This is a genomic window from Jiella avicenniae, from assembly GCF_021390325.1.
GTDB classification, from domain to species: Bacteria; Pseudomonadota; Alphaproteobacteria; order Rhizobiales; family Rhizobiaceae; genus Jiella; species Jiella avicenniae.
This window is the reverse complement of sequence record NZ_JAJUWU010000027.1, coordinates 50,626-77,321: the sequence shown is the minus strand read 5'-3', so window position 1 is coordinate 77,321 and position 26,696 is coordinate 50,626. Positions and strand designations below refer to the sequence as shown.

Annotated in this window: 21 protein-coding genes, 3 tRNA genes and 1 pseudogene; 12 read left to right on the top strand and 13 right to left on the bottom strand. The window is 67.2% G+C overall.

All coding sequences use genetic code 11. The features are described from left to right. The 3 genes from LZD57_RS22200 to LZD57_RS22190 form a co-directional block, all read right to left on the bottom strand. Nucleotides 1–127 (bottom strand): GTP-binding protein (locus LZD57_RS22200; protein ID WP_233719760.1); only part of this gene is annotated, 127 nt, incomplete at its 3' end. A gap of 117 nt (nt 128–244) precedes the next feature. Then, nucleotides 245–318, bottom strand: a tRNA-Gly gene (locus LZD57_RS22195). A gap of 40 nt (nt 319–358) precedes the next feature. Next, nucleotides 359–443, bottom strand: a tRNA-Tyr gene (locus tag LZD57_RS22190). Nucleotides 444–644: 201 nt separating this feature from the next. Between LZD57_RS22190 and rlmB the strand changes: the two genes are divergently transcribed. Next, a complete protein-coding gene (gene rlmB / locus LZD57_RS22185; RefSeq protein WP_233721771.1) occupies nt 645–1,499 on the top strand; it encodes a 23S rRNA (guanosine(2251)-2'-O)-methyltransferase RlmB in 855 nt (284 codons plus the stop codon). 395 nt (nt 1,500–1,894) lie between these two features. On the opposite strand, the gene LZD57_RS22180 is transcribed toward rlmB, so the two are convergent. Together LZD57_RS22180 and LZD57_RS22175 are read right to left on the bottom strand one after the other, a co-directional pair. After that, nucleotides 1,895–3,109 carry an acetate/propionate family kinase gene (locus tag LZD57_RS22180; RefSeq protein WP_233721770.1) on the bottom strand — a complete coding sequence of 405 codons (1,215 nt, stop codon included), beginning with the start codon at nt 3,107–3,109 and terminating at the stop codon, nt 1,895–1,897. A gap of 34 nt (nt 3,110–3,143) precedes the next feature. Beyond that, nucleotides 3,144–5,504, bottom strand: a complete 2,361-nt coding sequence (locus tag LZD57_RS22175) for a phosphoketolase family protein (protein ID WP_233721769.1) — start codon at nt 5,502–5,504, stop codon at nt 3,144–3,146. An 18-nt stretch (nt 5,505–5,522) separates the two neighbouring features. Between LZD57_RS22175 and LZD57_RS22170 the strand changes: the two genes are divergently transcribed. Further along, nucleotides 5,523–5,843 (top strand): hypothetical protein, encoded by a 321-nt coding sequence (locus LZD57_RS22170; RefSeq protein ID WP_233721768.1) that lies wholly within the window; start codon nt 5,523–5,525, stop codon nt 5,841–5,843. A 223-nt stretch (nt 5,844–6,066) separates the two neighbouring features. Here the strand turns inward: LZD57_RS22170 and LZD57_RS22165 are convergent. Continuing rightward, nucleotides 6,067–6,151 (bottom strand) — tRNA-Leu (locus LZD57_RS22165). Between the two features lie 688 nt (nt 6,152–6,839). Here LZD57_RS22165 and polA point away from each other — a divergent pair. From polA to LZD57_RS22135, 6 genes and pseudogenes are all read left to right on the top strand, one after another. After that, nucleotides 6,840–9,782 (top strand): DNA polymerase I, encoded by a 2,943-nt coding sequence (polA, locus tag LZD57_RS22160; protein ID WP_233721767.1) that lies wholly within the window; start codon nt 6,840–6,842, stop codon nt 9,780–9,782. Nucleotides 9,783–10,083: 301 nt separating this feature from the next. Further along, nucleotides 10,084–11,355 carry a PAS domain-containing protein gene (locus tag LZD57_RS22155; protein WP_233721766.1) on the top strand — a complete coding sequence of 424 codons (1,272 nt, stop codon included), beginning with the start codon at nt 10,084–10,086 and terminating at the stop codon, nt 11,353–11,355. 51 nt (nt 11,356–11,406) lie between these two features. Then, nucleotides 11,407–12,105: an orotidine-5'-phosphate decarboxylase gene (gene pyrF, locus LZD57_RS22150; protein WP_233721765.1), complete on the top strand. Its 699-nt coding sequence runs from the start codon at nt 11,407–11,409 to the stop codon at nt 12,103–12,105. A 16-nt stretch (nt 12,106–12,121) separates the two neighbouring features. Continuing rightward, a complete protein-coding gene (locus LZD57_RS22145) occupies nt 12,122–12,415 on the top strand; it encodes a DUF1330 domain-containing protein (RefSeq protein WP_233721764.1) in 294 nt (97 codons plus the stop codon). Then, nucleotides 12,405–13,031: a GNAT family N-acetyltransferase gene (locus tag LZD57_RS22140; protein ID WP_233721763.1), complete on the top strand. Its 627-nt coding sequence runs from the start codon at nt 12,405–12,407 to the stop codon at nt 13,029–13,031. Before LZD57_RS22145 ends, LZD57_RS22140 begins: the two co-directional genes overlap by 11 nt. Nucleotides 13,032–13,363: 332 nt before the next feature. Then, nucleotides 13,364–14,584 (top strand): annotated as a pseudogene (locus LZD57_RS22135) (polyhydroxyalkanoate depolymerase); the annotation flags it as partial. Nucleotides 14,585–15,510: 926 nt separating this feature from the next. On the opposite strand, the gene trmD reads toward LZD57_RS22135, so the two are convergent. The 7 genes from trmD to LZD57_RS22100 all read right to left on the bottom strand — a co-directional run bounded on the left by trmD (nt 15,511) and on the right by LZD57_RS22100 (nt 21,860). After that, nucleotides 15,511–16,224: a tRNA (guanosine(37)-N1)-methyltransferase TrmD gene (gene trmD / locus LZD57_RS22130; protein WP_233721762.1), complete on the bottom strand. Its 714-nt coding sequence runs from the start codon at nt 16,222–16,224 to the stop codon at nt 15,511–15,513. Nucleotides 16,225–16,228: 4 nt separating this feature from the next. Next, nucleotides 16,229–16,531, bottom strand: coding sequence for a putative quinol monooxygenase (locus tag LZD57_RS22125; protein WP_233721761.1), 303 nt, complete (start codon nt 16,529–16,531; stop codon nt 16,229–16,231). Continuing rightward, on the bottom strand, nt 16,528–17,154 hold the full coding sequence (gene rimM, locus LZD57_RS22120; protein WP_233721776.1) for a ribosome maturation factor RimM: 627 nt from the start codon (nt 17,152–17,154) through the stop codon (nt 16,528–16,530). Before rimM ends, LZD57_RS22125 begins: the two co-directional genes overlap by 4 nt. A gap of 239 nt (nt 17,155–17,393) precedes the next feature. Continuing rightward, a complete protein-coding gene (locus tag LZD57_RS22115) occupies nt 17,394–18,878 on the bottom strand; it encodes a sensor domain-containing diguanylate cyclase (protein WP_233721760.1) in 1,485 nt (494 codons plus the stop codon). 238 nt (nt 18,879–19,116) lie between these two features. Continuing rightward, nucleotides 19,117–19,521, bottom strand: a complete 405-nt coding sequence (rpsP, locus tag LZD57_RS22110; protein ID WP_233721759.1) for a 30S ribosomal protein S16 — start codon at nt 19,519–19,521, stop codon at nt 19,117–19,119. A 91-nt stretch (nt 19,522–19,612) separates the two neighbouring features. Further along, the gene (gene ffh / locus LZD57_RS22105) at nt 19,613–21,169 is read right to left on the bottom strand and encodes a signal recognition particle protein (protein WP_233721758.1); all 1,557 of its coding nucleotides are present in this window, start codon (nt 21,167–21,169) and stop codon (nt 19,613–19,615) included. A gap of 274 nt (nt 21,170–21,443) precedes the next feature. Next, the gene (locus LZD57_RS22100) at nt 21,444–21,860 is read right to left on the bottom strand and encodes a CBS domain-containing protein (protein ID WP_233721757.1); all 417 of its coding nucleotides are present in this window, start codon (nt 21,858–21,860) and stop codon (nt 21,444–21,446) included. A gap of 493 nt (nt 21,861–22,353) precedes the next feature. Here LZD57_RS22100 and LZD57_RS22095 point away from each other — a divergent pair, with 493 nt between their 5' ends. The 4 genes from LZD57_RS22095 (at nt 22,354) to LZD57_RS22080 (ending at nt 26,649) form a co-directional block, all read left to right on the top strand. Continuing rightward, nucleotides 22,354–23,460, top strand: a complete 1,107-nt coding sequence (locus LZD57_RS22095) for a helix-turn-helix transcriptional regulator (RefSeq protein WP_233721756.1) — start codon at nt 22,354–22,356, stop codon at nt 23,458–23,460. 612 nt (nt 23,461–24,072) lie between these two features. Further along, on the top strand, nt 24,073–25,152 hold the full coding sequence (locus tag LZD57_RS22090) for an endonuclease/exonuclease/phosphatase family protein (protein ID WP_233721755.1): 1,080 nt from the start codon (nt 24,073–24,075) through the stop codon (nt 25,150–25,152). A gap of 406 nt (nt 25,153–25,558) precedes the next feature. Then, on the top strand, nt 25,559–25,936 hold the full coding sequence (locus tag LZD57_RS22085; RefSeq protein ID WP_233721754.1) for a hypothetical protein: 378 nt from the start codon (nt 25,559–25,561) through the stop codon (nt 25,934–25,936). Nucleotides 25,937–25,968: 32 nt separating this feature from the next. Next, nucleotides 25,969–26,649 (top strand): LysM peptidoglycan-binding domain-containing protein, encoded by a 681-nt coding sequence (locus tag LZD57_RS22080; RefSeq protein ID WP_233721753.1) that lies wholly within the window; start codon nt 25,969–25,971, stop codon nt 26,647–26,649. Nucleotides 26,650–26,696: the final 47 nt, after the last annotated feature.

Below are 26,696 nucleotides of genomic sequence, written 5' to 3'. Positions count from 1 at the left end.
CGTAGGCGCGGTACTCGCCGAAGAACTTGGTGATCGCCGCCGTCAGCGACGTCTTGCCGTGGTCGACGTGTCCGATCGTGCCGATGTTCACATGCGGCTTGTTACGCTCGAATTTGCTCTTGGCCATCGCCTGCTCCCAGTGCCGGAAGATGTTTTCGGGTGCGCGCGACATAGAGGCTTGCGCACCCATACGCAAGTGCGAGCGACCGAAGCGGCAACGGGTAAAGCATCATGGGTGGCGGAATGGAGCGGGTAGCGGGAATCGAACCCGCGTATTCAGCTTGGAAGGCTGCTGCTCTACCATTGAGCTATACCCGCGCAGCTCTTCACTACGCCAAAATGCGGACCTTGGAAAGGATGGTGGAGGGGGCTGGATTCGAACCAGCGTACGCTAAGCGAACGGATTTACAGTCCGTCTCCTTTAACCACTCGGACACCCCTCCGAACCTGTGACGGTGTTTTCAGCCATCGTCATCCGCATGTAACCGGCCGCTGCGAAAAGCACCGCCCGGCATGTCCGTGCGGCCTTATGAAAAAAGACCGGCCCCATGTCAACGCCCCCTCCGCCGCGATTTTCCCGGTTCCTTGCGTCGCGGCCGGCGTCACCCCTTCCCCTCGCCTCCGCGCTTCGATAAGCCGGCGCCATGACAGACGAAACCGCCGGCTCCCCCAAGGATACCCATTACGCCAAGCTGCGCCGGGCCCATCGCGACGCCAAGCGCGCCGGTTCCGGCACTGCGCCCCGGCGCGGCAAGGGCGAGCCGACGCCGGGCCGTGCCGCCGCGCCCGGGCGGATCTGGCTCTACGGCCTCCACACCGTCGAGGCGGCGCTGAACAATCCGCGGCGGCGGCTCCATCGGCTGCTGGTGACGCGCAACGCGCTCGCACGCCTCGACATCGCGGAAGGCGACCTTCCCTGCCCGCACGAGATCGCCGAGCCGCGCGCCCTCGTCGCCGAACTCGGCTCCGAGGCCGTGCATCAGGGCGTCGCGCTCGAGACCGAGCCGCTGTCGGCCAAACGACTCGGCGAGCTTTCCGGTGCGACGCTCGTTCTCGTCCTCGACCAGGTGACCGACCCGCACAATGTCGGGGCGATCCTGCGCTCGGCGACGGCCTTCGCCGCCGACGCGGTGGTGACCACCACCCGCCATTCCCCGCAGGAAAGCGGCGTCCTCGCCAAGGCCGCATCCGGGGCGCTGGAATACGTCACCCAGATCGAGGTCCGCAACCTCGCCGAGGCGCTGGAGGAACTCGCCGAACACGGCTTTGCGACGATCGGCCTCGATTCGGAGGGTCCCGAGACCTTCGAGGAAAGCCTTGCCGGCGAAAAGCTCGCCATCGTCCTCGGCGCCGAGGGCAAGGGCCTGCGCCAGAAGACGCGGGCCACGGTCACGAAGCTGGCGCGGCTGCCGATGCCGGGCGCGATCCATTCGCTGAACGTCTCGAATGCCGCGGCCATTGCCCTTTACGCGGCGCGCCGGCATCTCGGCGATCTGTGAGCTTGGAGACGCCGTGGCTTCCGCCCGCTGCCGGACGATCGCCTCGGCCAGGAAGCGGCTGTCCTCGTCGATCGCCAGGAAGCGGCCCGAGCCCCAGGTGTCGAGCCAGCCGAGGCCGATGAAATAGAATCCCGGCATCGCGGTGACTCCCCGATCGAAGACCGGCTTGCCGTGGTCGTCGAAGACGTCGACGTCGATCAAGGCATAGTCCGGCCGAAAGCCGATCGACCGGACGATCGCGGTGATGCCGAGTTCCGCGGCGTCGATCGCCGTGACTTCCCGTTCCGGCCGCCAGACCTTCTCGAAGGGCGGCTCATCTCGGCTTTATCGGCAACGCCCTCACCGAGCACGACCGATCCGCCTGAGACGCCGCCGCGAAACGCCGCGAGGGCCCGCTATGCGAGCAGTCGGGCGGCATCCCGCGCGATGACGGATTCCTCGTCGGTCGCCAGCGTCAGCACTTCGACCGGTGCGCCGTCCGGGCTGATGCGGGCGGCGCCCGAGCGATTCGCGCGTTCTTCGACGGCGAGCCCCAGCCAGGCGAGCCGCTCGGCCACGCGAGCCCGCACCTCCGGCTGATTCTCGCCGATCCCGCCGGTAAATACAAAACGGTCGATCCCGCCGAGCGCCGCCGCCATCGCCGCGGTCTCCCGGGCGATCGCAACGACGAAGAGCTCGACCGCCTCGCATGCTGCGGCGCTCTCGCCCGCGAGGAGTTCGCGCATGTCGCGGGACAGGCCGGAGACGCCCAGCAGTCCCGATCGGTGATAGAGAAGGTCTTCGACCGCCTCGGGCGTCATGCCGGTCCGTTTGAAAAGATGCAGCACGACGCCGGGATCGAGGGAGCCGCAGCGCGTCGCCATGACGAGGCCGTCGAGCACGGAGAAGCCCATGGTGGTGTCGACGCTCGCCCCGTGCCTGATGGCGCAGAGGCTGGCGCCGGAGCCGAGATGAGCGACGACCGTGCGCTTTCCCCCGCCGTCCGGATCGCGGCGGGCGAGTTCGCCGGCGACGAAATCGTAGCTGACACCGTGGAAGCCGAACTTCGTCAGGCCCTCGCGATCGGCGAGGTCGCGCGGCAGGGCATAGCGTCTGAGAACCGGAGCGATGCTGCGGTGGAAGACGGTGTCGAAGGAGGCGGTCTGCGCCAGCTCCGGCCGCAGCCGGGCCACGGCCTGGATCGGACCGAGCGCCAGCGGCTGGTGAAGCGGCGCCAGCGGCGTCAGGGCTTCGACCGCAGCGATCGCCGCGCCGTCGAGAACCGCGGGCCCGGCAAAATGCGAACCGCCGTGGACGACCCGGTGCCCGATGCCGGCAAGCCGGCCCGACGGCGTGCTGGCGGCGGCCCAGTCGAGCAGGCGCGCATGGGCGGGGTCGCCGGCGCGGTCGTCGTCGCCGGAGCCGGCTGCGACCGTCTCGTCGAGCGGCGCAAGGCCCTCGCCGTTCATCGCCAGGTGAAGGCCCTTCTCCGCCGGCTTCATCCGCCCACGGGCCAGGGGGACGAGCGAGCCGCCTTCCGCCGCCGCGAACAAGGCCAGCTTGAGGCTGGAAGAGCCGGCATTGAGGCACAGGACGGCATCGCCCGGGCCGAGGACGGGCGGCGCGCTCATCGCGCCGGCTCCGTTTGCGCGAGGCGGGCACAGATCACGAGGACCAGATCCATTCGGTGACCTCCGGCATGTCGACGCCATTGGCGACGACGTAGGTCCTGTGGGCTTCGAGCCTTTCGTGCAGGTCGTGCAAGGCCCGGGCGCCCGCTTCGCCGCCCTTTTCCGGCAGCCGCTCGATGGCGGCGATGGCGAGGTGGAACCGGTCGAGCCCGTTGAGCACGGTCATGTCGAAGGGCGTCGTCGTCGTACCCTCCTCATGATAGCCGTGAACGTGGAAATTGGCGTGATTGGTGCGCCCGTGGCAGAGCTGGTGAACCAGCCGCGGATAGCCGTGATAGGCGAAGATCACCGGCCGGTCGCGGGTGAACAGCGCGTCGAACCGCGAAGCCTCGAGGCCATGGGGATGATCCTCCTGGCGCTGCAGCGCCATCAGGTCGATGACGTTGACGAAGCGGATCGAAAGCTCGGGAAGAGCCTTGCGCAGGAAGTCGACGGCGGCGAGCGCTTCGGTGGTCGGCACGTCCCCGGCCGCGGCCATGACGAGATCGGGCTCGCCGTCCTCGGCGACGTTGCTGGCGAAGGGCCAGGCCGAGATCTTCGCCGCGACGTGCGCCCGCGCCTCCTCGATCGACAGCCATTGCGGCGCCGGCGCCTTGCCGGCGACGATGACGTTCACCCGGTCGTAGGTCTCGAAGCAATGATCGGCGACGCAGAGCAGCGTGTTGGCGTCCGGCGGGAAATAGATCCGCACGACGTCGGCCTTCTTCGAGGCGACGTGATCGACGAAGCCCGGATCCTGGTGCGAAAAGCCGTTGTGGTCCTGCTGCCAGACATGGGAGGTCAAGAGATAGTTCAGCGAGGCGATGGGCGCCCGCCACGGCAGATGGCGGGAGACCTTCAGCCACTTGGCATGCTGGTTGAACATTGAATCGATGATGTGGATGAAGGCTTCGTAGCAGGCGAAGAGCCCGTGCCGGCCGGTGAGGAGATAGCCTTCGAGCCAGCCCTGGCAGAGATGCTCGGAGAGGACCTCCATCACCCGGCCCTCGCGGGCGAGGCTGACGTCGTAGGGCTCGATGTCCGCCATCCATACGCGGTCCGTCGTTTCGAACACCGCGTCGAGGCGGTTCGAGGCGAGTTCGTCCGGGCTGAAGAGGCGGATGTTGCGATCGTCGGCATTGTCGTCGAGCAGCGCCCGAAGATAGCGGCCGAGGGCCCGGGTCGCCTCGCCCTTCGTCCGGCCCGGCGCCTCGACGTCGATCGCGAAGGCGTCGAGGCCCGGGCGGGCGAGATCGAGGCGGCGCAGGCCGCCATTGGCTGCGGGGTTGGCGCCCATCCGCCGCGCCCCTTTCGGTGCGAGATCCGCCAGTTCGAGCTTCAGCCGCCCGTCCGGCTCGAACAGGTCGTCCGGCTGATAGGAGCGCATCCACGCTTCGAGAATGGCGAGATGGTCCGGATTGTCGTGTACGGCCGCGACCGGAACCTGGTGAGCGAGCCAGAACCCTTCGACCTTCTTGCCGTCGACCTCCGTCGGCCCGGTCCAGCCTTTCGGCGACCGGAAGACGATCATCGGCCAGCGCGGACGCTCCGCAGCGCCCGCCCCGCTTTTGCGGGCCGCAGCCTGGATTTCGGCGATCCGGTCGAAGGCGTGGTCGAGGGCTGCGGCCATGGCGACGTGCATGGCGGCCGGCTCCGACCCCTCGACGAAGATCGGTTCATGGCCGTAGCCGGTGAACAGCGCTTCCAGTTCCTCCCGGCCCATGCGGCCGAGGACGGTCGGATTGGCGATCTTGTAGCCGTTCAGGTGGAGAATCGGCAGGACGGCGCCGTCGACCGCCGGGTTCAGGAACTTGTTGGAATGCCAGGAGGCGGCGAGCGCGCCGGTCTCCGCCTCGCCGTCGCCGACGACGCAGGCGGCGACGAGGTCGGGATCGTCGAACACGGCACCATAGGCATGGGCGAGCGAATAGCCGAGTTCGCCGCCCTCGTGGATCGACCCGGGCGTCTCGGGCGCGGCATGGCTCGGAATGCCGCCGGGAAAGGAGAACTGCCGGAACAGGCGCCGCATGCCCTCGAGCGTCTGGCCGACCTTGGGATAGATCTGGCCGTAGCTTCCTTCGAGCCAGGTGTTCGCCACCATCGCCGGGCCGCCATGGCCGGGCCCGCAGATGAACACGACCGAGGCGTCGCGGGCGCGGATGACGCGATTGAGATGGGCATAGAGAAAATTCAGCCCCGGCGTCGTTCCCCAGTGGCCGAGCAGCCGGCGCTTGACGTGTTCCGGCCGGAGCGGCTCCGTCAGCAGCGGATTGTCGACGAGATAGATCTGGCCGACGGAAAGGTAGTTCGCGGCACGCCAATAGCGGTCGATCAGCGCGAGCTCGTCGTCTTGCATGATGCCCTCGAAGGTCGGATGGGTGTCTTCAACTGGCTCTGCCGAGCCCAACGGGTTGCGGATGGCGAAGTTCACCGTCTTTTCGCGGCGCGCGACCCGGACGCAATGTTTCGATCCGACCACCCGTCCGGGCGGGACCCGCCGTCGATGAAAATCACCGCGACGCTCGGATGCGTTGTCGTTTTCGTCGTTCGCAGGAACACCATGCCGCGCCTCGGCGCCTTCGTCCTTGACGAAGATCAATCGCGCCTCCCGGCCGCGCCCTTCGTCACCGCGCTTCGCGGCGAAGCGAAAGGCGCGGCGCTCGGATCCGCCGAGGGGGAGCGTCCGGAATCCTGACGGGGTGGCCGGGAATCCCGGAGGATGAGAGATGACGTGGGAACCGATGCCTGCGCGCGCGACGGCCGCGGGCGGACGACGCCACGGGAAACACGCTTCGGACGCAAGAGGAACCTATCCCGCAGACTCGCCCGTGGCCGCACCGAATGCTGCGACCGCACGTCTCGGGACTCGCGAACGGCGGCCCGAAAAAGGGCCGGCAATCACGATTCAATTCGGGGAATGGTGCCCAGGAAAGGACTCGAACCTTCACGCCTCGCGGCACACGGACCTGAACCGTGCGCGTCTACCAATTCCGCCACCTGGGCACGGGGCGGACGTTTAGAAGCTGGCCTTGCCGGTGTCAACGCGGTTTTCGCAGGCGAAGTGCGAAATCCCCAGACGGCGGAAAATCCTCGCGTCCCGACGGATATGGGCGTTTCGTGCACCGGCGAGCCGGGCGAGGCGTCGCGGACGGGACGTCCGGCGGCCGGCAGGCCACGCGCCGTCGCTGCCAGAAACGTCGAAGCTTGGCGATGGTCAGAAACGAAGAGAGCCGCCACGGCCTGGAGGGGGATACGCCGTGACGACTCTCTTGCACTCTCTCGACGCCGGTCCTGGAGAGGGGGGAAGAGGACCTCGGCGTCTCTAATTTCGGCTCTAAAGCGGGGGACGTGCCTTGGCCGAATACGGCGCCGTCTGTCGCACCGTCGCGATTATAATGCGACCGGCGCGCGCCGAAATCAAGCTGCAGGCAAGGCTCACCCTCTCACATCGACGTGAATGGGGTGATTTGGTCCGAAGTGATCATGGATTTCGCCGTGATGCAACGCCGGAAAGGATCTCGAGCCGCATAAAGCACTCGACGTGACTTTTCGGCAACGTTTGCCGCTCGCTCCGGAAATCGGCGCGCCGGCCCCTGCTCGTCGTCCTGCGCCGGCGCCTGCTCGTCGTCCTGCGCCGGCGCCTGCCGGCAGGTGATGGACAGCCCGTCACGCGCGCGATACCAACCCTTCCATGAAAAAGGGCGATCATCTCTTCCTCGTCGACGGTTCGGCTTACATCTTCCGGGCCTATCACGCCTTGCCGCCGCTCACCCGCAAGTCCGACGGACTGCCGGTCGGTGCCGTCTCGGGCTTCTGCAACATGCTGTGGAAGCTCGTCGAGGAATCGCGGGACACGACGGTCGGCGTCGCGCCGACCCACTTCGCGGTGATATTCGACCATTCCTCGACGACCTTCCGGAACGAGCTCTACGACCAGTACAAGGCCAACCGCACGGCGCCGCCGGAGGACCTCGTGCCGCAGTTCGCCGTCATCCGCGAGGCGGTGCGCGCCTTCGACCTGCCCTGCATCGAGAAGCAGGGATACGAGGCGGACGACCTGATCGCCACCTACACGAAACAGGCGATCGCCGCCGGCGGCGACGTCACCATCGTCTCGTCGGACAAGGATCTGATGCAGCTCGTCGGCCCCGGCGTCATCCTTTACGACCAGATGAAGGACAAGCGCCTCGGGCCGGAAGAGGTGAAGGAGAAGTTCGGCGTCTATCCGGAGAAGATGATCGATCTGCAGGCGCTGGTCGGGGACACGTCGGACAACGTTCCGGGCGTTCCGGGCATCGGGCCGAAGACGGCGGCGCAGCTGCTCGACGACTACGGCGATCTCGAAACGCTGCTGGAACGGGCCGAGGAGATCAAGCAGGCCAAGCGCCGGGAGAACCTCGTCGCCTTCGCCGAGCAGGCGCGACTGTCGAAGCGCCTCGTCACGCTCGACTGCGACACGCCGCTCGACACGCCCCTCGACGATCTCTTCCTCAACGAGCCGGACGGCGAGAAGCTGATCGCATTTCTCAAGGCGATGGAATTCACCACCCTCACCCGGCGGGTCGCGGCGACGCTGGAGGTTTCGGCGAGCGACGTCGAGACGGCGACGATCGCCGTCGACACCCCGGCCCGCGGGCCCGATCTCGATCCGATGGCAGGAAGCGGCCCGGCCGCGATCGGCGGCGGCGAGGACGGCGCGCCGCGTCTCGCGCTCGTGCCGGCGATGCTCGTCGAGTCGCGCAAGGGCGAGGCCGCCGCCGCGAGCTTCGACCATTCCGCCTATCTGACGATCCGCGACGAGGCTTCGCTGCGGGACTTCCTCGCCGAGGCGACCGAGACCGGCATTCTCGCCTTCGACACCGAGACGGATGCCCTGTCGGCGATGAACGGCAAACTCGTCGGCGTCTCTTTCGCCGTGGCGCCCGGCCGCGCCGCCTATGTCCCCCTCGGTCACGTTTCGCCGAACGGCGAGGCCGACCTCCTCTCGGAAAGGTCGGCGGAAGAGGAAATCGGCCCGCAGATCCCGCTGGAAACCGCGCTGGCGATCCTGAAGCCGGTGCTGGAGGATCCGGCGATCCTCAAGGTCGGGCAGAACACGAAATACGACACGCTCGTCATGATGCGGCACGGGATCGTCGTCGCGCCCTTCGACGACACGATGCTGATCTCCTACGCCCTCGACGCATCGGCCTCGCTGTCGGGCCACGGCATGGACGAGCTGTCGGAGCGCTTCCTCGGCCACAAGCCGATCTCCTTCAAGGATCTCTGCGGCTCCGGCCGCAACGCCCGGCCGATCGCTTCCTGCGAAATCGAGCGGGTGACCCACTACGCCGCCGAGGATGCCGACGTGACCTTAAGGCTCTGGCGCGTCCTGAAGCCGCGTCTGGCGGCGGAAGGTCTCGCCTCGGTCTACGAGCGGCTGGAAAAGCCGCTGGTGCCGGTGCTCGCCCGCATGGAAGAGCGCGGCATCATGGTCGACCGGCAGATCCTGTCGCGGCTGTCCGGCCGCTTCGCCCAGAAGCAGGGCGGGCTCGAGGCGGAGATCGCGGAACTCGCCGGCGAGGAGTTCAATCCGGGCTCGCCCAAGCAGCTCGGCGAGATCCTGTTCGGCAAGCTGGGCCTGCCCGGCGGCAAGAAGACCAAGGGCGGCCAGTGGTCGACGGACGTGAAGGTGCTGGAGGAACTCGCCGCCGAGGGCCATCCCCTGCCCTCGAAGATCGTCGAGTGGCGCCAGCTCACCAAGCTGAAGGGCACCTATACCGACACGCTACCGAACCACATGGACGCGGCGGGCCGGATCCACACCTCCTATTCCATGGCCTCCACCACGACCGGTCGCCTCTCCTCCTCCGAGCCGAACCTCCAGAACATTCCGGTTCGGACCGAGGAAGGCCGGGCGATCCGCACCGCCTTCGTCGCGCCGGAGGGCAAGAAGCTGGTCTCGGCCGACTACAGCCAGATCGAATTGCGCATTCTCGCGCACATCGCCGACATCCCGCAGTTGAAGCAGGCCTTCGTCGAAGGGCTCGACATCCACGCCATGACCGCCTCGGAAATGTTCGGGGTCCCGGTCGAGGGCATGCCGTCCGACGTCCGGCGGCGGGCGAAGGCGATCAATTTCGGCATCATCTACGGAATCTCCGCCTTCGGTCTCGCCAACCAGCTGGCGATCCCGCGCGAGGAGGCCGGGCTCTATATCCGGCGCTATTTCGAGCGCTTCCCGGGCATTCGCGACTACATGGACGCGACCAAGGCCTTTGCGAAGCAGCACGGCTATGTCGAGACGCTGTTCGGCCGACGGGCCCACTATCCCGACATCAAGTCCCCGAATGCGTCGATGCGGGCGTTCAACGAGCGCGCCGCGATCAACGCGCCGATCCAGGGAACGGCCGCCGACGTGATCCGCCGCGCGATGGTCCGGATGGAGCCGGCGCTCGCCGAGGCCGGACTTTCGGCGAAGATGCTGCTCCAGGTGCATGACGAGCTGATCTTCGAGGTTCCGGACGAGGAAGTGGACGCGACGCTGCCGCTGGTCGCCAAGGTGATGGCGGAGGCGCCCCTGCCCCGCGTGGATCTGTCGGTTCCGCTCGTCGTCGACGCCAAGGCCGCGGAAAACTGGGAAGCCGCCCACTGAATTGGTCCGAGGCGTGACTTTTGCGACCGGGCCGGCAGTGACCGTTAGCCGGCGATGGATCGCGAGGCTTGCATTCGTCGTCGAAGTCAGGCGGATTCGTGGCGTGTGCGGGCCTTTTGGCAATCAGGTCCCTTGAAATCTTCACGCCTGAACCAACTTTTTCGTGCGACGCCGCGTTCTTCCAGGTACCGCCAGGACACGAAACCTCGCCGGATGGCGAGGACCTCGGCCGCCTCGGAAGCCGGCGACGACGAAGGATGGATCGGGCTTGGCATGGGACACGCGGCGGGGTTGGCGTCACATGGATAATCGTGACGAGAAGAATTCGGAGGGGTACGGCCTCCCCTCGAACATCACGACGGCGGCGCTGGCCAAGCTGCCGCTGGCGCTCGTCCTCAGCAATCCGCATCTCGACGGCAATCCGATCATCTATGCCAACGCCGCCTTCGGGCGGATCACCGGCTATGCGTCGGCTGCGACGATCGGACGGAACTGTCGCTTCCTGCAGGGCGACGAGACCGATCCCGACCATGCCCGTCAGATCGGCGAAGCGCTGCGGGCCGAGCGGGACATCTCCATCGACATCCTGAACTACCGCGCCGACGGGACGAAATTCGTCAATCGGCTGATGATCACGCCGCTCTATGACGAGAACGACAGGCTGCAGTGCTTTCTCGGCGTCCAGAGGGACATGAGCGAGGGCGAAGACGCCGCCCCCGGCACCAAGACGGGTGGCGAGGCGGCCCCCCTCGACGCCGCGCTGGGCGAGATCCAGCATCGGGTGAAGAATCACCTGTCGATGATCGTCGGCATGATCCGCATGCAGGCGCGCGTGAAGACCAGCCACGAGAGCTTCACGGCGCTGGCGAGGCGGATCGAAAGCCTGCAACTGCTCTATCAGGAGATGACCGAGGCCGGCGTCGGCTCGACGCGCTCCGAGCGGGTGCCGCTCGGCGCCTATATCAGCCGTGTCGCGGCGACGATCGGCCATCTCGACGGCCGCCGCTCGGTGCGGATCAACGTCGATTGCGATGCCGTCGAGGTGAAGGTCGACCGGGCCGCGAGGATCGGCCTGCTGTTTTCGGAACTTCTGACCAACGCTCTCAAGCACGCCTTCGCGGGTCGCGAGGAAGGCCTCGTCGAGGCGCGGCTGAAGATGCTCTCTTCCGGCGTCATCCGGCTGACCGTCACCGACGACGGTATCGGCCTGCCGAAGGACAGCAGCTGGCCCTATCAACGCCAACAGCCGCAGCCGCTCGATCGGGGCGAGATCTCGCAGCTGACCGAGGAAGCGCGACGCGACGGCGAAGCGTCGAGCGCCGTCAACGAGGCGCGACAGCTCGCCGATTCGCTGGGCATGTCGCGAGGCGCCCCGGAGCCCAAGGCCGCTGCCGGCGGAAGCGAGATCGTCGAGACCGGCGTCCAGGCCGGCCGCCGCCAGAAGGCGCGCGAGTTCGAGGGCGGCCTCGGCGGCCGGATCACCGTGTCCCTCGTCCGCGGTCTCGACGCCGAAATCGACGTCAATTCCCACACCACCGGTACCACCGTCACGGTCGACATTCCGCCGGAATGATGGAAAGAGCTTCGGGGGTCCGATTCGGGGCCTTTCGAGGAGGCTGCGGTGATGCGAGACAGTGCCAGGGACAGGCTGATCGTCGGGTTGGACGTGAGCGGCCGGGGCGAAGCGGAGCGGCTCGTCGAGAGCCTCGGCGACACCGTCGTCTGGTACAAGATCGGCTACCAGCTGGCACTGTCCGGCGGCCTGCCGCTCGTCGGCGAACTCGCCCGGGCCGGCAAGCGGGTGTTTCTCGACCTCAAGCTGCTCGACATTTCCAATACCGTCGAAAAGGGGGTCGAAAGCGCCCTCGAACTCGGCGCTTCGATGCTGACGATCCACGCCTATCCCCATGCCATGCGCGCCGCGACGAGCGCGGCCGAGGGTAGCGACCTCACCCTTCTCGGGGTCACCGTGCTGACCTCGCTCGACGACGCCGACGTGGCTGCCACCGGATACCGGCTGACGATCCCCGAACTCGTCGCCCTGCGCGCTTCCCAGGCCCGCGACGTCGGCATGGGCGGTCTCGTAGCCGCCGTGGCGGAAGCCCCGGAGATCCGCCGGATCGTCGGCCCGCAGATGGCCGTCGTCACCCCGGGCATCAGGCCCGTCGGAAGCGATCATGGCGACCAGAAGCGCGTCGCGACGCCGGCCGATGCCCTCGCCGCCGGCGCCTCGCATCTCGTCGTGGGGCGCCCGATCGTCGCCGCAAGCGACCCCAAAGCCGCCGCGACCGCGATTCTCGCGGAGATGGCCGCGGCGAACTGAATCGGGAGGAAAGACGATGGCAAAAGGATACTGGATCGCCTCGATCGACGTGCGCGACCCCGAAGGCTACAAAGCCTATGTCGCGGCGGCCAAGCCCGCCTTCGAGTCGCACGGCGCGCGGTTTCTCGCCCGTGGCGGCGCGGCGGAGGCGGTCGAAGGAAACGGCCGAGCGCGCAACGTGATCATCGAGTTCGACAGCCTCGAAACCGCCAGGGCCTGCTACGAGAGCGCCGACTACCAAAAGGCCAAGGCGATCCGCCAGACCATCGCGGAGGGCAGCATCGTCCTCGTCGAGGGCTATGACGGCTAAATCGGCCAAAGCCGGCAAACGGGCCGACGAACCTTTGGCCGGTCGGCGGGAGGGCACGGCCTCCAAGGCCGGCCGCAAGGCGTTCAAGGGCTTCGGCCCCGAAGGCTATCGCATCCGCATGATGGAGCCAGGCGAGGCCCGGCGGCTGTTGGCGATCGCAAGGCGGGCCGACGCCACGCTGATCGCCCTCGGCAAGACCGAGATCGCCGATGCGCCGAAGCCGTCGGTCGGCGACTTCGTGCGCTTCCTGGTCGATCACGAGGTCTTCGTCGCAGAGAAGAAGCGCAGCGGCGAGGCCGTCGGCTTCGCAGCGGCCCATGCAACGTCCGAACTCTACTGGCTCAGCGAGCTTTCGGTAGAGCCCGATCACGGACGCCGCGGCATCGGCAGCGCTCTGGTCTCCGCCGTTCTGGAGCGGGCCCGCTGGTTCCGGCACTCCGGGGTGGGATTGACCACCTACACCGACGTCCCGGTCGGTGCCTCCTTCTACCGGCGCCTCGGTTTTGATGTGCTCCCGGACGCCGATTGCCCGCCCCGGCTGCTCCAGCGCAAGCTGGCGGAGACGCCGGGGGGAAGCCGCGTCACCGACCGCTGCGTCATGACACGCGAGGTATGATCGGAACACTTGCCGGTCGGGGAAGCCCAATCCGGCTGCGAGGGGTCTGTGGCGCAACGAACACGTCGCTCTGCCATCGCTTCCCTGTTGTCGCTTCTGGTCTCGACATGCACAGCAATCCATCATCTTCTGACGAAAATGTTTTCATGAAGGTTTCACAAAAGCCTATGCGGCTTAACTTCCCGAAAGCGAGTCGTGGCCTGAACTGATCGACACGGTCGACATCCGGCTCGGCGACCTATCGCGCAGATGGCGAATGCGACGTGGCCGTCCCGTAATTTGTGCATTGCAGCAACGCTTGCTATGATGGGACCAAAGAGAAGGCAGTTGCGATGTTATACCAGCTCTATGAATGGAATCACGCCGCGCTGACGCCGTTCCGCGCCGTTGCCGACGCTACGCGCCTGTTCTACCAGCATCCGTTCAACCCGCTGTCCCATACCGCCGCGGGCCGCTCGGTCGCCGCCATGGCGGAACTTTTCGAGCGCACGACGCGGGTTTACGGCAAGCCGGAATTCGGCCTCGACGAGACGACGATCCGTGGCCAGCGCGTCCCCGTCGTCGACAAGCCGGTGTGGCGCAAGCCGTTCTGCGATCTCCTGCATTTCGAGCGCGCTTTGCCGAAGGGGCACGGCAAGGATCCGCGGATCCTCATCGTCGCGCCGATGTCCGGCCACTACGCGACGCTTCTGCGCGGCACGGTCGAGGCGCTCCTGCCCTACGCCGACGTCTATATCAGCGATTGGAAGGACGCCCGCACCGTGCCGCTCTCCAGCGGCGGCTTCGATCTCGACGACTATGTCGACTACGTCATCGAGATGCTGCGCTTTCTCGGGCCGGACACCCACGTGATCGGCGTCTGCCAGCCGGCCGTGCCGGTGCTGATGGCGACCGCCGTCCTCGAAAAGGCCGAGGATCCCTGCGCGCCCGCGACCATGACGCTGATGGGCGGCCCGATCGACACCAGGATCAATCCGACGGCGGTCAACGATCTCGCCAAGGAGCGCGGCATCGACTGGTTCCGCGACAACGTCGTCATGCCGGTCCCCTTCCCGCATGCCGGCTTCATGCGGCAGGTCTATCCGGGCTTCCTGCAGCTCACCGGCTTCATGTCGATGAATCTCGATCGCCACGTCATCGCCCACAAGGATTTCTTCTGGCACCTCGTCAAGGACGACGGCGACTCGGCGGAGAAGCACCGCACCTTCTACGACGAATACAACGCCGTCATGGACATGACGGCCGAGTTCTATCTGCAGACGGTGGACGAGGTCTTCGTCAAGCACTCGCTGCCGAAGGGCGAGATCACCCATCGCGGCGAGCGGGTCGACCTCACGGCGATCCGCCGGACCGGCCTCCTCACCGTCGAGGGCGAGAACGACGACATCTCCGGCGTCGGGCAGACCGAAGCGGCACAGGATCTGTGCGTCAACATACCCGGCGAAAAGCGCGTCCACTACGTCCAGCCGAAGGTCGGCCATTACGGCGTCTTCAACGGCTCGCGCTTCCGCGCCGAGATCGTGCCGCGCATCGTCGATTTCGCCCTGACCCACGGCACCACCCATACCGGCGCCAGCGCGCCGAAGAGCGAAGCGTCTCACGAAACCGGCCCGCGCCGCATGGGTGCCTATGCCGAGCGCATCGCCAAGGCCGGCACCCTCGGCCGCAACGTCTCGAATCTCGGCGGCGAGAGCAGCTTCGGCGCAGTGGCGGGCCTGGATGGCTTCGGCGCGGCGTTCGAGGCCATGACCATGCCGGCCAAGGCCTTGATGTCGAGCGCCCTGGACGCCGCGAACCTCTCCTACGGCTCCTTCGCCGGCGGCAACAATGCCGGCTTCTCGGCACCCTTCACCGCGGCGAAAGGTTCCGGCGCTTCACGCCCCACCGACCTTGGAAAGTCCGCCGAATCTCGCGTGCCGGCGCCACTGCCCGTCGAGCCGGAGAGAGTTCCGGAAGCCTCGGCCGAGTTCGATGTTCTCGACCAGGCGCCCGCCGAGTCCGCCGAGCCCGGCGACGCGACGGGTTCGAGCGAGGCTTCGTTCGCGCCCCCTGAGGCCGCTTCCGCAGAAGCCGCGACGGTCGTGGAGGCCGGCCCGCAGGACGACGCTGCAACGCCGGCCGCGGCCGAAGCCTCGGCCACGGAGTCCGCCGAAACGATTGCCGCCGCGAAATCCGGATCCTCTTCGAAGGAGGACGAGGCGGTCGGCCCGCACGGCGCAAGCGAGACGTCCGAGACGATGACGCAGCCAGCCGGGCCGGCCGGCGCCAGACCCCGCAAGGAGGCCGCCGCGACGGCCACCGTCAGCGAAACGGCGACCGACCGTCCCAAGAAGCCGGCGAAGCCGCGTGGCAAGTCCCAGGCCTCGCGGTCGCGCGGCGGCAAGGGTCCGACCGGGTCGACCCGCCGTCGCTGACCGGAGGTCAAGCTTCTTCCAGGACGCCCTGCGTCGACGAAATCCAAGTCATCGAACGCCGGCGGTCACAGATCGTCGCCGTTCGTCTTTCCCGCGCCGCGCCGCAACAGGTCCGGACGCCGCTCGCGGGTCAATCGCTCCGCTTCGGCTCGGCGCCAGCGCTCGATGGCGCCGTGATTGCCCGACGTCAGAACCTCGGGGATCGGCCGCCCCGCCCATTCGGCGGGGCGGGTATAGTGCGGATGCTCCAGGAACGGCGCCTCGAAGCTTTCGTGGACGCCCGACTGATCGTTGCCCATTACCCCCGGCAGAATGCGGATCACCGCATCGAGCAGCACCATCGCGGCGATCTCGCCGCCCGACAGCACGTAGTCGCCGATCGAAATCTCCGTGAGGCCCCGCGCCTCGATGATCCGCTCGTCGACGCCCTCGAAGCGGCCGCAGACGATCAGCGCCCCCTCGCCCGCCGCCAACTCCCGCACGAAGCTCTGGGTCAACGGCCTACCGCGGGGACTCATCAGGAGCCGTGGGCGCCCGTCGCCCTCGGGAGACGCCGCGTCGATCGCGTCCGCCAGAACGTCGGCCCGCAGCACCATGCCCGCGCCGCCGCCGGCCGGCGTGTCGTCCACCGCGCGGTGCCGGCCACGGCCGAAGTCGCGGATCTGCCGGGTTTCCAAGACCGCCTCGCCCCGGTCCAGCGCCCTGCCTGCGAGCGAAACGCCGAGCGGACCCGGAAACATCTCCGGATAGAGCGTGAGGACGGTGGCACGGAACGGCATGGGATCAGCCGAGCGGCTCCGCCTTGCCGGCCTCGATCAGCTCGAGGTCGCGCTCGACGACGGTGACGGCGCGCAGCGCCTCGTGCCAGGCGGCGATGTGAGCGGACTTGCCGTGCGCGGCGAGCGCCTCGCGGCTTTCCCACTCCTCGTAGATCCTGACGAGGCCGGGCTCCAAAAAATCTTCGGCAAACGAATAGACGATGCAGCCGTCTTCCGCGCGGGTGGCGCTGAGGACCGCGGCCGCCGCGACCCTGACGCTTGCAAGGTCGGCCGGGCTGAGCCGCAGGATACCGGAGACGATGATCATGGCGTTTCCTCTCGTCGTTCTGTCGGGTCCGGCGCATCGCCGGCTTGCCCGCTTTCCGTTTCCTCGTCGTCCGCTTCCTCGTCGCCGTCGACGAGACCCGCCGCGCGCGGGTCGACGAGGATGAAGCCGGCGTCGAGATCGAGTTCCGGCACCGCGGCTTCCGAAAACGGGATCATCACGGTCGGGCCCTTGAGGGGGGCCAGTTCCAGAATGTCGCCGGCGCCGAAGTCGTGAACCGCGACGATGCGACCGACGATCTCGCCATCGCTCGTCCGCGCTTCGAGCCCGATCAGGTCTTCCAGATAGAACTCGTCGTCGTCTTCGGGCTCGGGCAGCACCGAGCGGTCGACGAAGAGTTCGGTGCCGTTCAGACGCTCGGCGTGATTGCGGTCGGCAACCTCGGCGAAGCGGACGAGCAGCACGTTCTTCTGCGGCCGGGCGGCCTTCACCGTGTAGCGATTGCCCTTCGCGTCGAAGAGCGGCCCGTAGCGGCCGAATGCCTCCGGCTCCTCGGTGAAGGATTTGACCCGGCACTCGCCACGAATGCCGTGGGCGCCGCCGATGACCGCGAGAAGGACGGGAGATCGCCCCTCGTCGGCCGGCTCCGCGGCGGCCGGTCTCAGCGTTTCGTCGCGGTTGATTGGTCTGGCAGGCAAAGGCGTCTTCGTTCCCGTTTTTCCCGCGGCGCTCCGATGAGGCGATCGCCGCGCCAGACCATGCCTCGTCGACGGCGAGGCCCGCCGGTCCGCTTCGGCGGAATCGCGGGCGCCGCCGATCGCATAGACCGTTCCGGCACCGCCGTCGATGCTCTCGTCATCGCCCTTTCGCCGCGCCCGGAAGTATCGGGCGGCAGGCGATGCCGTCACATCTGCCGGCTTCGCTTGCCGCGAGGCTTGCCGGCGTCCCCGCCGGCTTCGGCATAGTGCCTGCGTTTTTCCTCGTACATCCGCTTGTCGGCGCGCTTCACCGTATCTTCGAGGCGCTCCGTCTGCATCGCCGTGGCGACGCCGAGCGAGAAGGACAGGACGGCCCCCGTGTAGAACTGATTGTTGACCTCGACCAGTTCCTCGATGTCCGCGACCATCTGAAGGCCGTCGGCCTCGCCGCTCGCCGGCAGGAGGATGACGAACTCGTCGCCGCCGATCCGCGCCGCGCAGTGAGGCTTCTGCACCGCCTCGCGCAACACCTCGCCCGCCCTGCGCAGCAACGCGTCGCCGGCGGCATGACCGAGCGTATCGTTGACCGCCTTCAATCCGTTGAGATCCGCGACGATGACCGTCACCGGCGCCGGGCCCTTGCGTTCCAGCCGGTTCAGCTCGTCGACGAAGAAGGAGCGGTTGTAGAGCTTGGTCAGGATGTCGTGCTTGCCGAGGAATTCGAGATAGGCCTCGGCCTTCTTGCGGGCGGTGATGTCGGTGAGGGCCACCTGGACCAGCGACCAATCGGAATCGCGGCCTGGAAAGACGGAGAACTGCAGGTGGACATGCAGCAGCTCGCCGTCGAGCGTATAGTTCACCACCTCGCGCTGCTGAAACAGGGTACCGTTCCAGAGATCGATGAGCTGCTCGCGAAAATGCGGCTCCATGTCGTCGCGGAAAACCTCGCCGAGCCGGCTGAGCAACATCGCCTTGTCCTCGGCCTTGAACAGGTCCAGCGTATGCTGGTTGACGTCGAGGACGCGGATCTCGCTCATGCAGCGGCCGACGAATTCCGGATGCACGTCGAGAAAGGTGCGGAAGTCGACGACGCCGCGGTCGCGAACCTCGTCCATCAGCGTCTTGACGACGGAAAAATCCTCGACCCACAGCGAGATCGGCGAATATTCGAACAGGCCGCGGGCGAAGGCCTCGCTGGAGGCGAGCCGCCTGCGGCCCTCCTCGCGTTCCGTCACGTCTTCCGTCGACAGGATCACCCGGCTCCAGTCGGCCTCGTGCCCGGGCAGGATGCGGGCCTTGAGCTGCACGTCGAGACGCCGGCCGGACAGGGTGTAGTTGACGGCCTGGCTCTCGAAGCCGTCGTCGCGCTCCCAGAGCTGGCAGAGTTCGCCCATGTGGGAGGACAGCATGTCGCGGGAAAAGACGATGTCGAGATGGGCGATGAGATGGTCGGCGTCGTCCGCCTCGAAGAGTTCGACGGTCTTCTGGTTGACGGCGATCACCCGGATCGAAAGCGCCGCCTTGCGCACGAGCTCCGGATTGGCCTCGAGGTGAGCCCGGAGATTGGTCACGCCCTCGGCCCGCCAGGCATCGAGCAGTTTCTTGACGGCGCTGAAGTCTTCCAGCCAGAGCGGCAGGGGCGCAAGCTGGAATATGTCCCCGATCGCATCCGCATCGTATCGGGTGTCCATGGGCATGGCTTCCATCGAAAAGGTATCCATGGCTCGGTCGCGCTACGCTCTGCGAAGCAATGGAAATCGGCGCGACCGGCTTCGAATCGTCGCGGCCGCATTATTTCGAGGTAAACCTTACCGTCGCGTTATGAAATGATAAACCTCTCAGCAATTGGTACCATGAATCGAAACGGGCGGCGTCGAGGACGCCGCCCGTCGAAACGATCGAGGCCGATTCACCCGTCGGCCCTGGCCGTCACTCGGCCGAAGCTTCCTCGGCGGGCGCGTTCTTGGCGGCCTCGGCCTCGGCTGCTGCCGCAGCGGCGTCTTCCTCGCGCTGCTTGCGCTCGGCTTCCCGCTCCTGGGCCTTTTTGCCCGGCAGGCCCTTGGTCGGGTTCTTGCGCTCGGGGCGCGACGCAATGCCGGCCTTGTCGAGGAAGCGCAGGACGCGGTCGGTCGGCTGGGCGCCTTCCGACAGCCAGTGCTTGATCCGGTCTTCCTTCAGCGTGACGCGCTCGGCGTCCTTCGGCAGCATCGGATTCCAGGCGCCGATCTGCTCGATGAAGCGGCCGTCGCGGGGCGAACGGGCGTCGGCGACGACGATGTGGTAGTAGGGGCGCTTCTTCGAGCCGGCACGGGCCAGGCGCATCTTCAGGGGCATTTCGTCTTCCTTCTGAGGTTGTCTCGGCACCGGCCTTCTTGGGTCGCCGGCATCCGCATCGTTGGTGTTTCGGGAGAGGCCGACGCCTCGGTTATTTCTTCTTTCCCGGCAGACCGGGCAGACCCGGAAATCCGCCCGGCATGCCGCCGCCCGGACCGCCGAAGCCGGGGGGCAGGCCCTTCGGCATCCCGGGCATCCCGCCGCCGGACTGCGCGGCCTTCGCCAGCGCCTCGAGTTCCTTCGGGTCCATCTTCGACAGGTCCGGCATCCCGCCCGGCATACCGCCGCCGGGCAGGCCCATCTTGCCGGCGAGGCCGCCCATCATCTTCTGCATCATGCCGCCCTTGCCGCCCTTGCCCATGGCCTTCATCATGTCGGCCATCTGGCGGTGCATCTTGAGCAGCTTGTTGATCTCGGCGGCATTGGTGCCGGAGCCGGCCGCGATGCGCTTCTTGCGGCTATGCTTCAGGAGATCGGGATTGGCGCGCTCGGCCTTGGTCATCGAGGAGATGATGGCGAGCTGGCGCTTCAGCATCTTGTCGTCGAGGCCGGCGGCGGCCATCTGGCTCTTCATCTTCCCCATGCCGGGCATCAGGCCCATCATGCCACCCATGCCGCCCATCTTCTGCATCTGCCCGATCTGATCGGCGAGGTCGTTCAGGTCGAACTTGCCCGACTGCATCTTCCTGGCCATCGCCGCGGCTTTTTCCGCGTCGATGTTCTCCGCCGCCTTCTCGACGAGGCTGACGATGTCGCCCATGCCGAGGATGCGGTCGGCGATGCGGGCCGGATGGAAGTCCTCCAGCGCGTCCATCTTCTCGCCGACGCCGATCAGCTTGATCGGCTTGCCGGTGACCGCGCGCATCGACAGGGCTGCGCCGCCGCGGCCGTCGCCGTCGACGCGGGTCAAGACGATGCCGGTGATTCCGACGCGCTCGTCGAAGGAACGGGCGAGATTGACGGCGTCCTGGCCGGTCAACGAGTCGGCGACGAGGAGAATCTCGTGCGGCCGGGTCTTGGCCTTGATGTCGGCCATCTCGACCATCAAGGGCTCGTCGATATGGGTGCGGCCGGCGGTGTCGAGGATGACGACGTCGTAGCCGCCGAGGCGGGCGGCCTGTTCTGCTCGTCCGGCGATCTCGACCGGCCCCTGCCCGGCGATGATCGGCAGGGTGGCGACGCCGGTCTGCTCACCGAGGACCTTCAGCTGCTCCTGCGCGGCCGGCCGCCGCGTATCGAGCGAGGCCATCAGGACCTTCTTCTTCTGACGCTCGCTCAGCCGCTTGGCGATCTTGCCGGTGGTGGTCGTCTTGCCGGAGCCCTGGAGGCCGACCATCATCACCACGACCGGAGCCGGCGCGTTGAGGTCGATCGGCACCTGGGTTTCGCCGAGGGTGGCGATCAGCTCGTCATGGACGATCTTGACGACCATCTGGCCGGGCTTGATCGACTTCAGGATCTCGGCGCCGACGGCCTTTTCGCGCACCCGGTCGGTGAAGCCGCGGACGACCTCCAGCGAGACGTCGGCCTCCAGCAGCGCCCGCCGCACCTCGCGCAGCGCCGCCGACACGTCCTTGTCGGAAAGCGCGCCGCGACCGGTGAGGCCGTTCAGGATGGACCCGAGGCGGTCCTGGAGCGAATCGAACATCAAGCTTCCTTCCGTCCTTCCGTGATCAGACGGAAGGTGGGGCGACCGACCGCCATACGCAAACCCGTTGCCCGCGCCGGAAACGGCGCAAAGCAAAAACGCATCCCCGGGCGAAACTCGCTGGGGGATGTTGACCTCCGGGCGGCTCGGCGGCCCTTTCAGGAATTTCCTGTCAGGACGAGGGGCCCGGTCGGCGGATCGCGGACGGCATGTCGCGGATTTGCGGGGGTTGAAGCAGCATGGCGGGCGCTTGTCAAGGTCGGCGTCCAGCGCCTCAAGCGCTTCGCTCCCCGAACAGATCGCGCTGGTTCTTCTCCATTTCCTCGGCATAGCGCTTTCTGACGAAGCTTTCCGACAGCAGCCCCAGCACCTGCCCCTCCGCACCGACCACCGCGAGTTCGTCGGCGGTGGCCGCGTCGAAGGCTTCCATGACCTTGGAAATGTCCATCTCCGGGCGGAGCGCCGCGTCGGTGAGGACCGCGACCTCGGCGATCGGGGCGGCGGGGTCGAGACTGTCGGCATGGGCGGTGGGAGTGACGACGATGCCGGCATAGCGCTCCTTCTCCTCGATCAGCACGACGCGGGAGGTCGAGCCGAGGGGAAAGCGGCGGCGGAACTCGGCGATGGTCCGGGCAGCCGGCGTCGCCCGCGTCTCCCTGCGCATCATGCGGCCGGCCGTCAGCGTCTTCACCCAGCCGACGTCCCGCGCCGAGCGGATCGTCTCGCCTCGCAGATGCAGCCGCGAGGGGGAGAAGGAGTAGCCGAAGAACGATGCCCCAACGTCCGGCCGCAGGATTCGCCGCGCCTCCGGGGCGGATCCTGGTGATATGGCAGTATTGATGACTTATCGGGCTCTTGCTATGCTTTTCCGCATGATCCGCTGACGCGACGATCGGGCGGCAGGCGTCTCGTTCTTCTTTCCGGGATGGGGGATCGGCATGGTCTTCGCGTTCGTCGCGTCCGATGGGCGGGGCCGGGCATCCACGCCGGATGAAAAGGAAATTCGACATTCGCATTCCCGATTCAGCAGAGCCCCGTGAGCGTAGCGCGTCGGCGCTGACGGACGATCGCCGAACCGGCGATGCGGCGTCGGGTGCCCTCGCCGCCCCGAGCGGCGGGAGCAATCGACGCGCCTTCGCGCGGCGAGCCGGGCGGCGGTCGCCGGAATTAATGATGGCCGGTCGATGAGCGATACGCTGACGGCTCTGGCCGGTGCCCTCGACGGGCTTTACCAATCGCTGGCGAGCGGCAGCGACTGGCAGGAAACCGTTCGGCATGGGGCCGAGGCGACGGGCTCCGACCGGTTCAATCTCATCACCGCGGGTGGCGACGGGACCGCCCGCCAGTTCACGCATCCGTTCGATCCGGAACCCGCGCTCGAATACGTCACCACCTATCTGCCGCGGGATGCGCGGTTTCCGCGACTGATCGCCCGGCCGAGCGGCTTCGTGACCACCGAAGATCTGATGAGCCCGGAAGAGATCGCGACCTGTCCCGTCCATCAGGAATTCTACCGGCGGCATCCCGAATGCTGGAACACGGCGATGGTCTTCGGCCGCAGCGAAGGCGGCCTCGTCGTCGTGGCGGCCCATCGCCGTCGCTTCCATCCGGAAGGCTGGCGCAGAGACCAGCCCAGTCTGATGATCTTCGCCAACCATCTCGCCCGGATCGCCCATTTGCGGGACATCGTGCCGAGCGGGGCGATCGCCCGCCACGGCGCGCTGGCCGCCTTCGACGGGCTCGACGACGCGATCGCGATCTTCGACGTCAACGGGCTTGTGGTCCACCTGAATCCGGCCGCCAGACGGCTGATCGACGGGCGACACGGCCTGCGCCTCGTCGGCCGCCGGCTGATCGCCGGTCAGCCGGAGGCGACCGAGGCGGTCACCCGGGCGGTCGGCAAGACCATCCGCGTCCTCGCCGGTAGCGACCTGACGCTTCCAAGGCCCGTCCCGGTCCCGCGACCGGACGGCCGCCCGCCGCTGTTCCTGCGTTTCTTCGCGGCGCCTTCGCATGAAGGACGCGCCCGCTACGGCGTCGTCAAATTTGCCGACCCGGCGGAACGGCGCGTGCCCGACATCGCCTTCGTCCGGGCCGCCACCGGCCTCAGCAACGGCGAGGCCGCACTCGCCATCGGCGTCTATCGCGGGCTGACGGTCAAAGCCTTCGCCGAAGAGACCGGGCTCTCCGAACAGACGATCCGCAAGCGGCTGAAGCATGTCTGCGACAAGCTCGGAGTCCGCCGTCAGCCGGAAATCGCGACGCGGATCGCGGCGCTCGCCAACGTCTGAGGCGCCGGCTCCGCGCCCAGCGACATCCCTGCATCGGCTCGACTTCGGTCGAAGCGTAACCGATCGCGTCCGGCCCGCGGCTCCAGCTCGGATCGGCATCTGCAAGGTCCGCGGGCCGCTCCTGCGAAGCGGTCGAGCCAGCGGCAAAAAACTCTGGAGGCAAAAACGCAAGCCGGAAAAACGGTTTGTGCGAAAACAGCCCTCGTAAAGGTGGATATCTTCGCATCCCCGCTGCAAAAGCGGCTCCAGGCCTTCCACTCCGTCGGTGATGGCGACGAGGACGCCGCCCGACCCCGAGGCTACCCCCGTTTGGGGGCTGGCGAAAACCGCAGGGGGGCGCATCTTCACGGCGCGCCCCGATCAGTTCAGCGAACTCTTTCGCTCGCTTCAACGCCCCAAAAGCGAGCCGAAAGGTAGGACCAGCGCGGCCGAAAGGCCGCGCTGGCTCTTTTGTCGGGTGTATCGGCACTCGGACGGAAATTTCCTTGGCTCTGCCATGGAAGACCGCGGCAGACCGGATAGTTTGGCTGCAACTGCCGAACGGTTCGTCGCGGCAATTCCAGCCGGGTCGCGCCACAGCCAGCCCACAACCAGCCGGAGCCTCCGCCCGAGATGGTCATTCTGTTCGCCGCCCTCACCCTCATGCTTCTGGCCGCGACCGGAATTCCCTTTCTACACATTTCGCACGGCTTGGTGCGGGTGTTCGCCTTCCCGCGTCTGCAGATCCTGACGATCACCCTGATCGTCGCGGCCCTGTCGATCTGGCTACTCGACGGGACTGCCCGGAACTGGATCGTCGGGGGCCTGCTGATCGTCGCCGGCGTCCAGGCGGCCTGCATCGCCCAGTTCCTGCCCCTCAGGCCCCGCCAGTCGAAGCGCTACGAGGGCGATCCGGACGGGCCGAACACGGTCTCGATCGTTTCCTACAACGTCAAGATGTCCAACAGGCGCTACCAGGACGCCGTCGATCTCATCGAACGGGAAGCGCCGGATCTGGCGCTGTTCATGGAGGTCGACGAAGGCTGGGCCGAGGCGCTGGAGCCGCTCGGACGCTCGATGCCGCATGTCGTATCCCAGCCCCTCGACAACAGCTACGGCATGATCCTCTATTCGAAGCTGGAGCTTTCCGACGTCCGGCTGGCCAATCTGGTCATGGACAAGGTGCCGTCGATCATCGCCAGGGTCACGCTGCGAAGCGGCCACGACTTCTCGCTCTACTGCGTCCATCCGGAGCCGCCGGTTCCGTATGCCGATTCCGCCGGGCGCGACGCCGAGCTCGTGCGGGTCGCGGAACTGGTCGACGAGGACCTGCTGCCCGCGATCGTCTGCGGCGATCTCAACGATGTCGCCTGGTCCCATACGACGCGGCATTTCCAGCGCGTCTCGCGGCTGCTCGACCCGCGCGTCGGCCGCGGCTTCTACAACACCTTCGATGCGCGATACCCGCTGCTGCGCTGGCCGCTCGACCACCTGTTCCACAACGCCCGCTTCGACCTCATCGCCATGCGGCGCCTGAAACACATCGGATCGGACCATTTCCCGATGCTTTTCAAGGTGGCGCTGACCCGCGACGCCGACGGCGCGGATTATCCCGAAGAGGCGGACGAAAGCGACCTGGCGGAGAGCCGGGAGATCGTCGAAGACGCCAGGAAACTCGACCGCGAGGCGATCGGCACGGACTGGGAAAAGTGAGGACGGCGTCGACACGAGTCCTGCTTCAGCCATTTCATCGGAACGAGCGAATGCGCAGCGTTTTCAGCCGCTAGTCAGCAGTTTCTCGATCGAATTATCAGCGATTCCGTCCACCGCCCGGTTGAGATTGACGCAGATTTTCGGCCGATCCTTCGCTTCTTCCCGGAAATCACGAGGCCGGATCATGCCTCAGCGGCGTGGCCGCCGTTCGCATTCGCTGCTTTCGCCTGCCGTACCGAGGAGCAGTCGATGCACATTTCCGCGGCAGCCGAGGAACGATCGCCGCCCATCGACATTTGGTCGCAGGAAGGGACATGCCGCCTGTCGGCCATGCGAGACCAAGGCTCCGTTCAAGAGCCGGGCCCGGTGAATGGCGACGAGGCGGCCTTGATTGGAGCGCTGCATCATGAGCAATACCAACGGCCGGAAGCCGGACGGGGACAGGACGACGATCGTCAACAACGATCGCGGCGGCGGAGGCGGCGGGGGTTCCGGCTGGCTGATCGCCGGCATCATCATCGTCGTGGTAATCGTCGGCGGCTATTTCCTGCTCAACGGCAACTACTTCGGCGGCGCGACCAACGAGGCGGTCACCACCGAACCGGCGGCAACCGAACCGGCGGCCGGGACGGCCAGCAGCGCTGGCGGAGAAACCGCCCCCGCCACGGAGAGCGCGCCTGCGACGGGCAACGCCGAGACCGGCGGTGCGGCAGGCGGAGCCGACGGCGCCGTCGGCACCGCTGGCGAGGGCACGACCGGAACCGGCACCACGACCGGTCAGTGACCGACGTTGCGGTAAGGCAAACGGAGAGACCCATGCTGACACGCGCATTTGCATTGAGCGGACTGATCTTCGCCGCGTCCACGGCCTCCGCCCAGACGACCGAGCCTTGCGGCCGCGAGGTCGAGGTGCGGGCCGGCGACACGCTGAGTTCGATCGCCTCGCGCTGCGCGGTCACGGAGGGTCTGATCCTCCGGGCCAATCCGCGCATCGACGGCTCGGCCGACCTCCGGGTCGGCCAGGCGGTCAGCCTGACCGGTCCGATGGACGAGCTGAAGTCCATGGCGACGAGCGCCGGCCAAGGGCTTTCGCAGGCCGCCGAAAACGTCGGGTCGCAGGTGAAGTCGTCGGTGCAGGGCTTTCTGAGCGACAATCCCCAGCTCCAGTCCAACATTCGCGACCTCGGGACGCGGCTCGGCCTGAGCGAGGGGCAGCAGCCCGCCGAGGTCTCGCTCGACCCGGCGTCCCCGGCGCCGGGATCGACCGTCACGATTTCCGCCACCGGTCTTCCCGAGGACCAGCCGGTGATCATCGGCGGCGGCAGCCCGGGAGCAGCCTTCGCGCAGCTCGACGAAGCGCGCACCACGCCGGAGGGGACCCTGCAGGCCGCGGTCAAGCTGCCGGCCGAGATCTCCGGCGATCGCTACCTGATCTCGGTGCGCGGCGAGGACGGATCCTGGAAAGCCGAAGCGCCGGCCTTCCCGGTCACGCGCTGAGGCCGTATTCCGCTGCCTCGACGACGATGAAGGGCGCCGCCGGCCCT

What these genes read in the sequence shown, in the direction of transcription:
- pyrF (WP_233721765.1), top strand. Translation starts at nt 11,407, where the DNA reads ATGCGAGACAGTGCCAGGGACAGGCTGATCGTCGGGTTGGACGTGAGC.
- LZD57_RS22155 (WP_233721766.1), top strand. Translation starts at nt 10,084, where the DNA reads ATGGATAATCGTGACGAGAAGAATTCGGAGGGGTACGGCCTCCCCTCG.
- LZD57_RS22145 (WP_233721764.1), top strand. Translation starts at nt 12,122, where the DNA reads ATGGCAAAAGGATACTGGATCGCCTCGATCGACGTGCGCGACCCCGAA.
- LZD57_RS22090 (WP_233721755.1), top strand. Translation starts at nt 24,073, where the DNA reads ATGGTCATTCTGTTCGCCGCCCTCACCCTCATGCTTCTGGCCGCGACC.
- trmD (WP_233721762.1), bottom strand. Translation starts at nt 16,224, where the DNA reads ATGCCGTTCCGTGCCACCGTCCTCACGCTCTATCCGGAGATGTTTCCG.
- LZD57_RS22085 (WP_233721754.1), top strand. Translation starts at nt 25,559, where the DNA reads ATGAGCAATACCAACGGCCGGAAGCCGGACGGGGACAGGACGACGATC.
- LZD57_RS22125 (WP_233721761.1), bottom strand. Translation starts at nt 16,531, where the DNA reads ATGATCATCGTCTCCGGTATCCTGCGGCTCAGCCCGGCCGACCTTGCA.
- LZD57_RS22115 (WP_233721760.1), bottom strand. Translation starts at nt 18,878, where the DNA reads ATGGACACCCGATACGATGCGGATGCGATCGGGGACATATTCCAGCTT.
- LZD57_RS22095 (WP_233721756.1), top strand. Translation starts at nt 22,354, where the DNA reads ATGAGCGATACGCTGACGGCTCTGGCCGGTGCCCTCGACGGGCTTTAC.
- LZD57_RS22180 (WP_233721770.1), bottom strand. Translation starts at nt 3,109, where the DNA reads ATGAGCGCGCCGCCCGTCCTCGGCCCGGGCGATGCCGTCCTGTGCCTC.
- LZD57_RS22080 (WP_233721753.1), top strand. Translation starts at nt 25,969, where the DNA reads ATGCTGACACGCGCATTTGCATTGAGCGGACTGATCTTCGCCGCGTCC.
- rlmB (WP_233721771.1), top strand. Translation starts at nt 645, where the DNA reads ATGACAGACGAAACCGCCGGCTCCCCCAAGGATACCCATTACGCCAAG.
- LZD57_RS22175 (WP_233721769.1), bottom strand. Translation starts at nt 5,504, where the DNA reads ATGCAAGACGACGAGCTCGCGCTGATCGACCGCTATTGGCGTGCCGCG.
- ffh (WP_233721758.1), bottom strand. Translation starts at nt 21,169, where the DNA reads ATGTTCGATTCGCTCCAGGACCGCCTCGGGTCCATCCTGAACGGCCTC.
- LZD57_RS22140 (WP_233721763.1), top strand. Translation starts at nt 12,405, where the DNA reads ATGACGGCTAAATCGGCCAAAGCCGGCAAACGGGCCGACGAACCTTTG.
- rpsP (WP_233721759.1), bottom strand. Translation starts at nt 19,521, where the DNA reads ATGCCCCTGAAGATGCGCCTGGCCCGTGCCGGCTCGAAGAAGCGCCCC.
- polA (WP_233721767.1), top strand. Translation starts at nt 6,840, where the DNA reads ATGAAAAAGGGCGATCATCTCTTCCTCGTCGACGGTTCGGCTTACATC.
- LZD57_RS22170 (WP_233721768.1), top strand. Translation starts at nt 5,523, where the DNA reads ATGGGTGTCTTCAACTGGCTCTGCCGAGCCCAACGGGTTGCGGATGGC.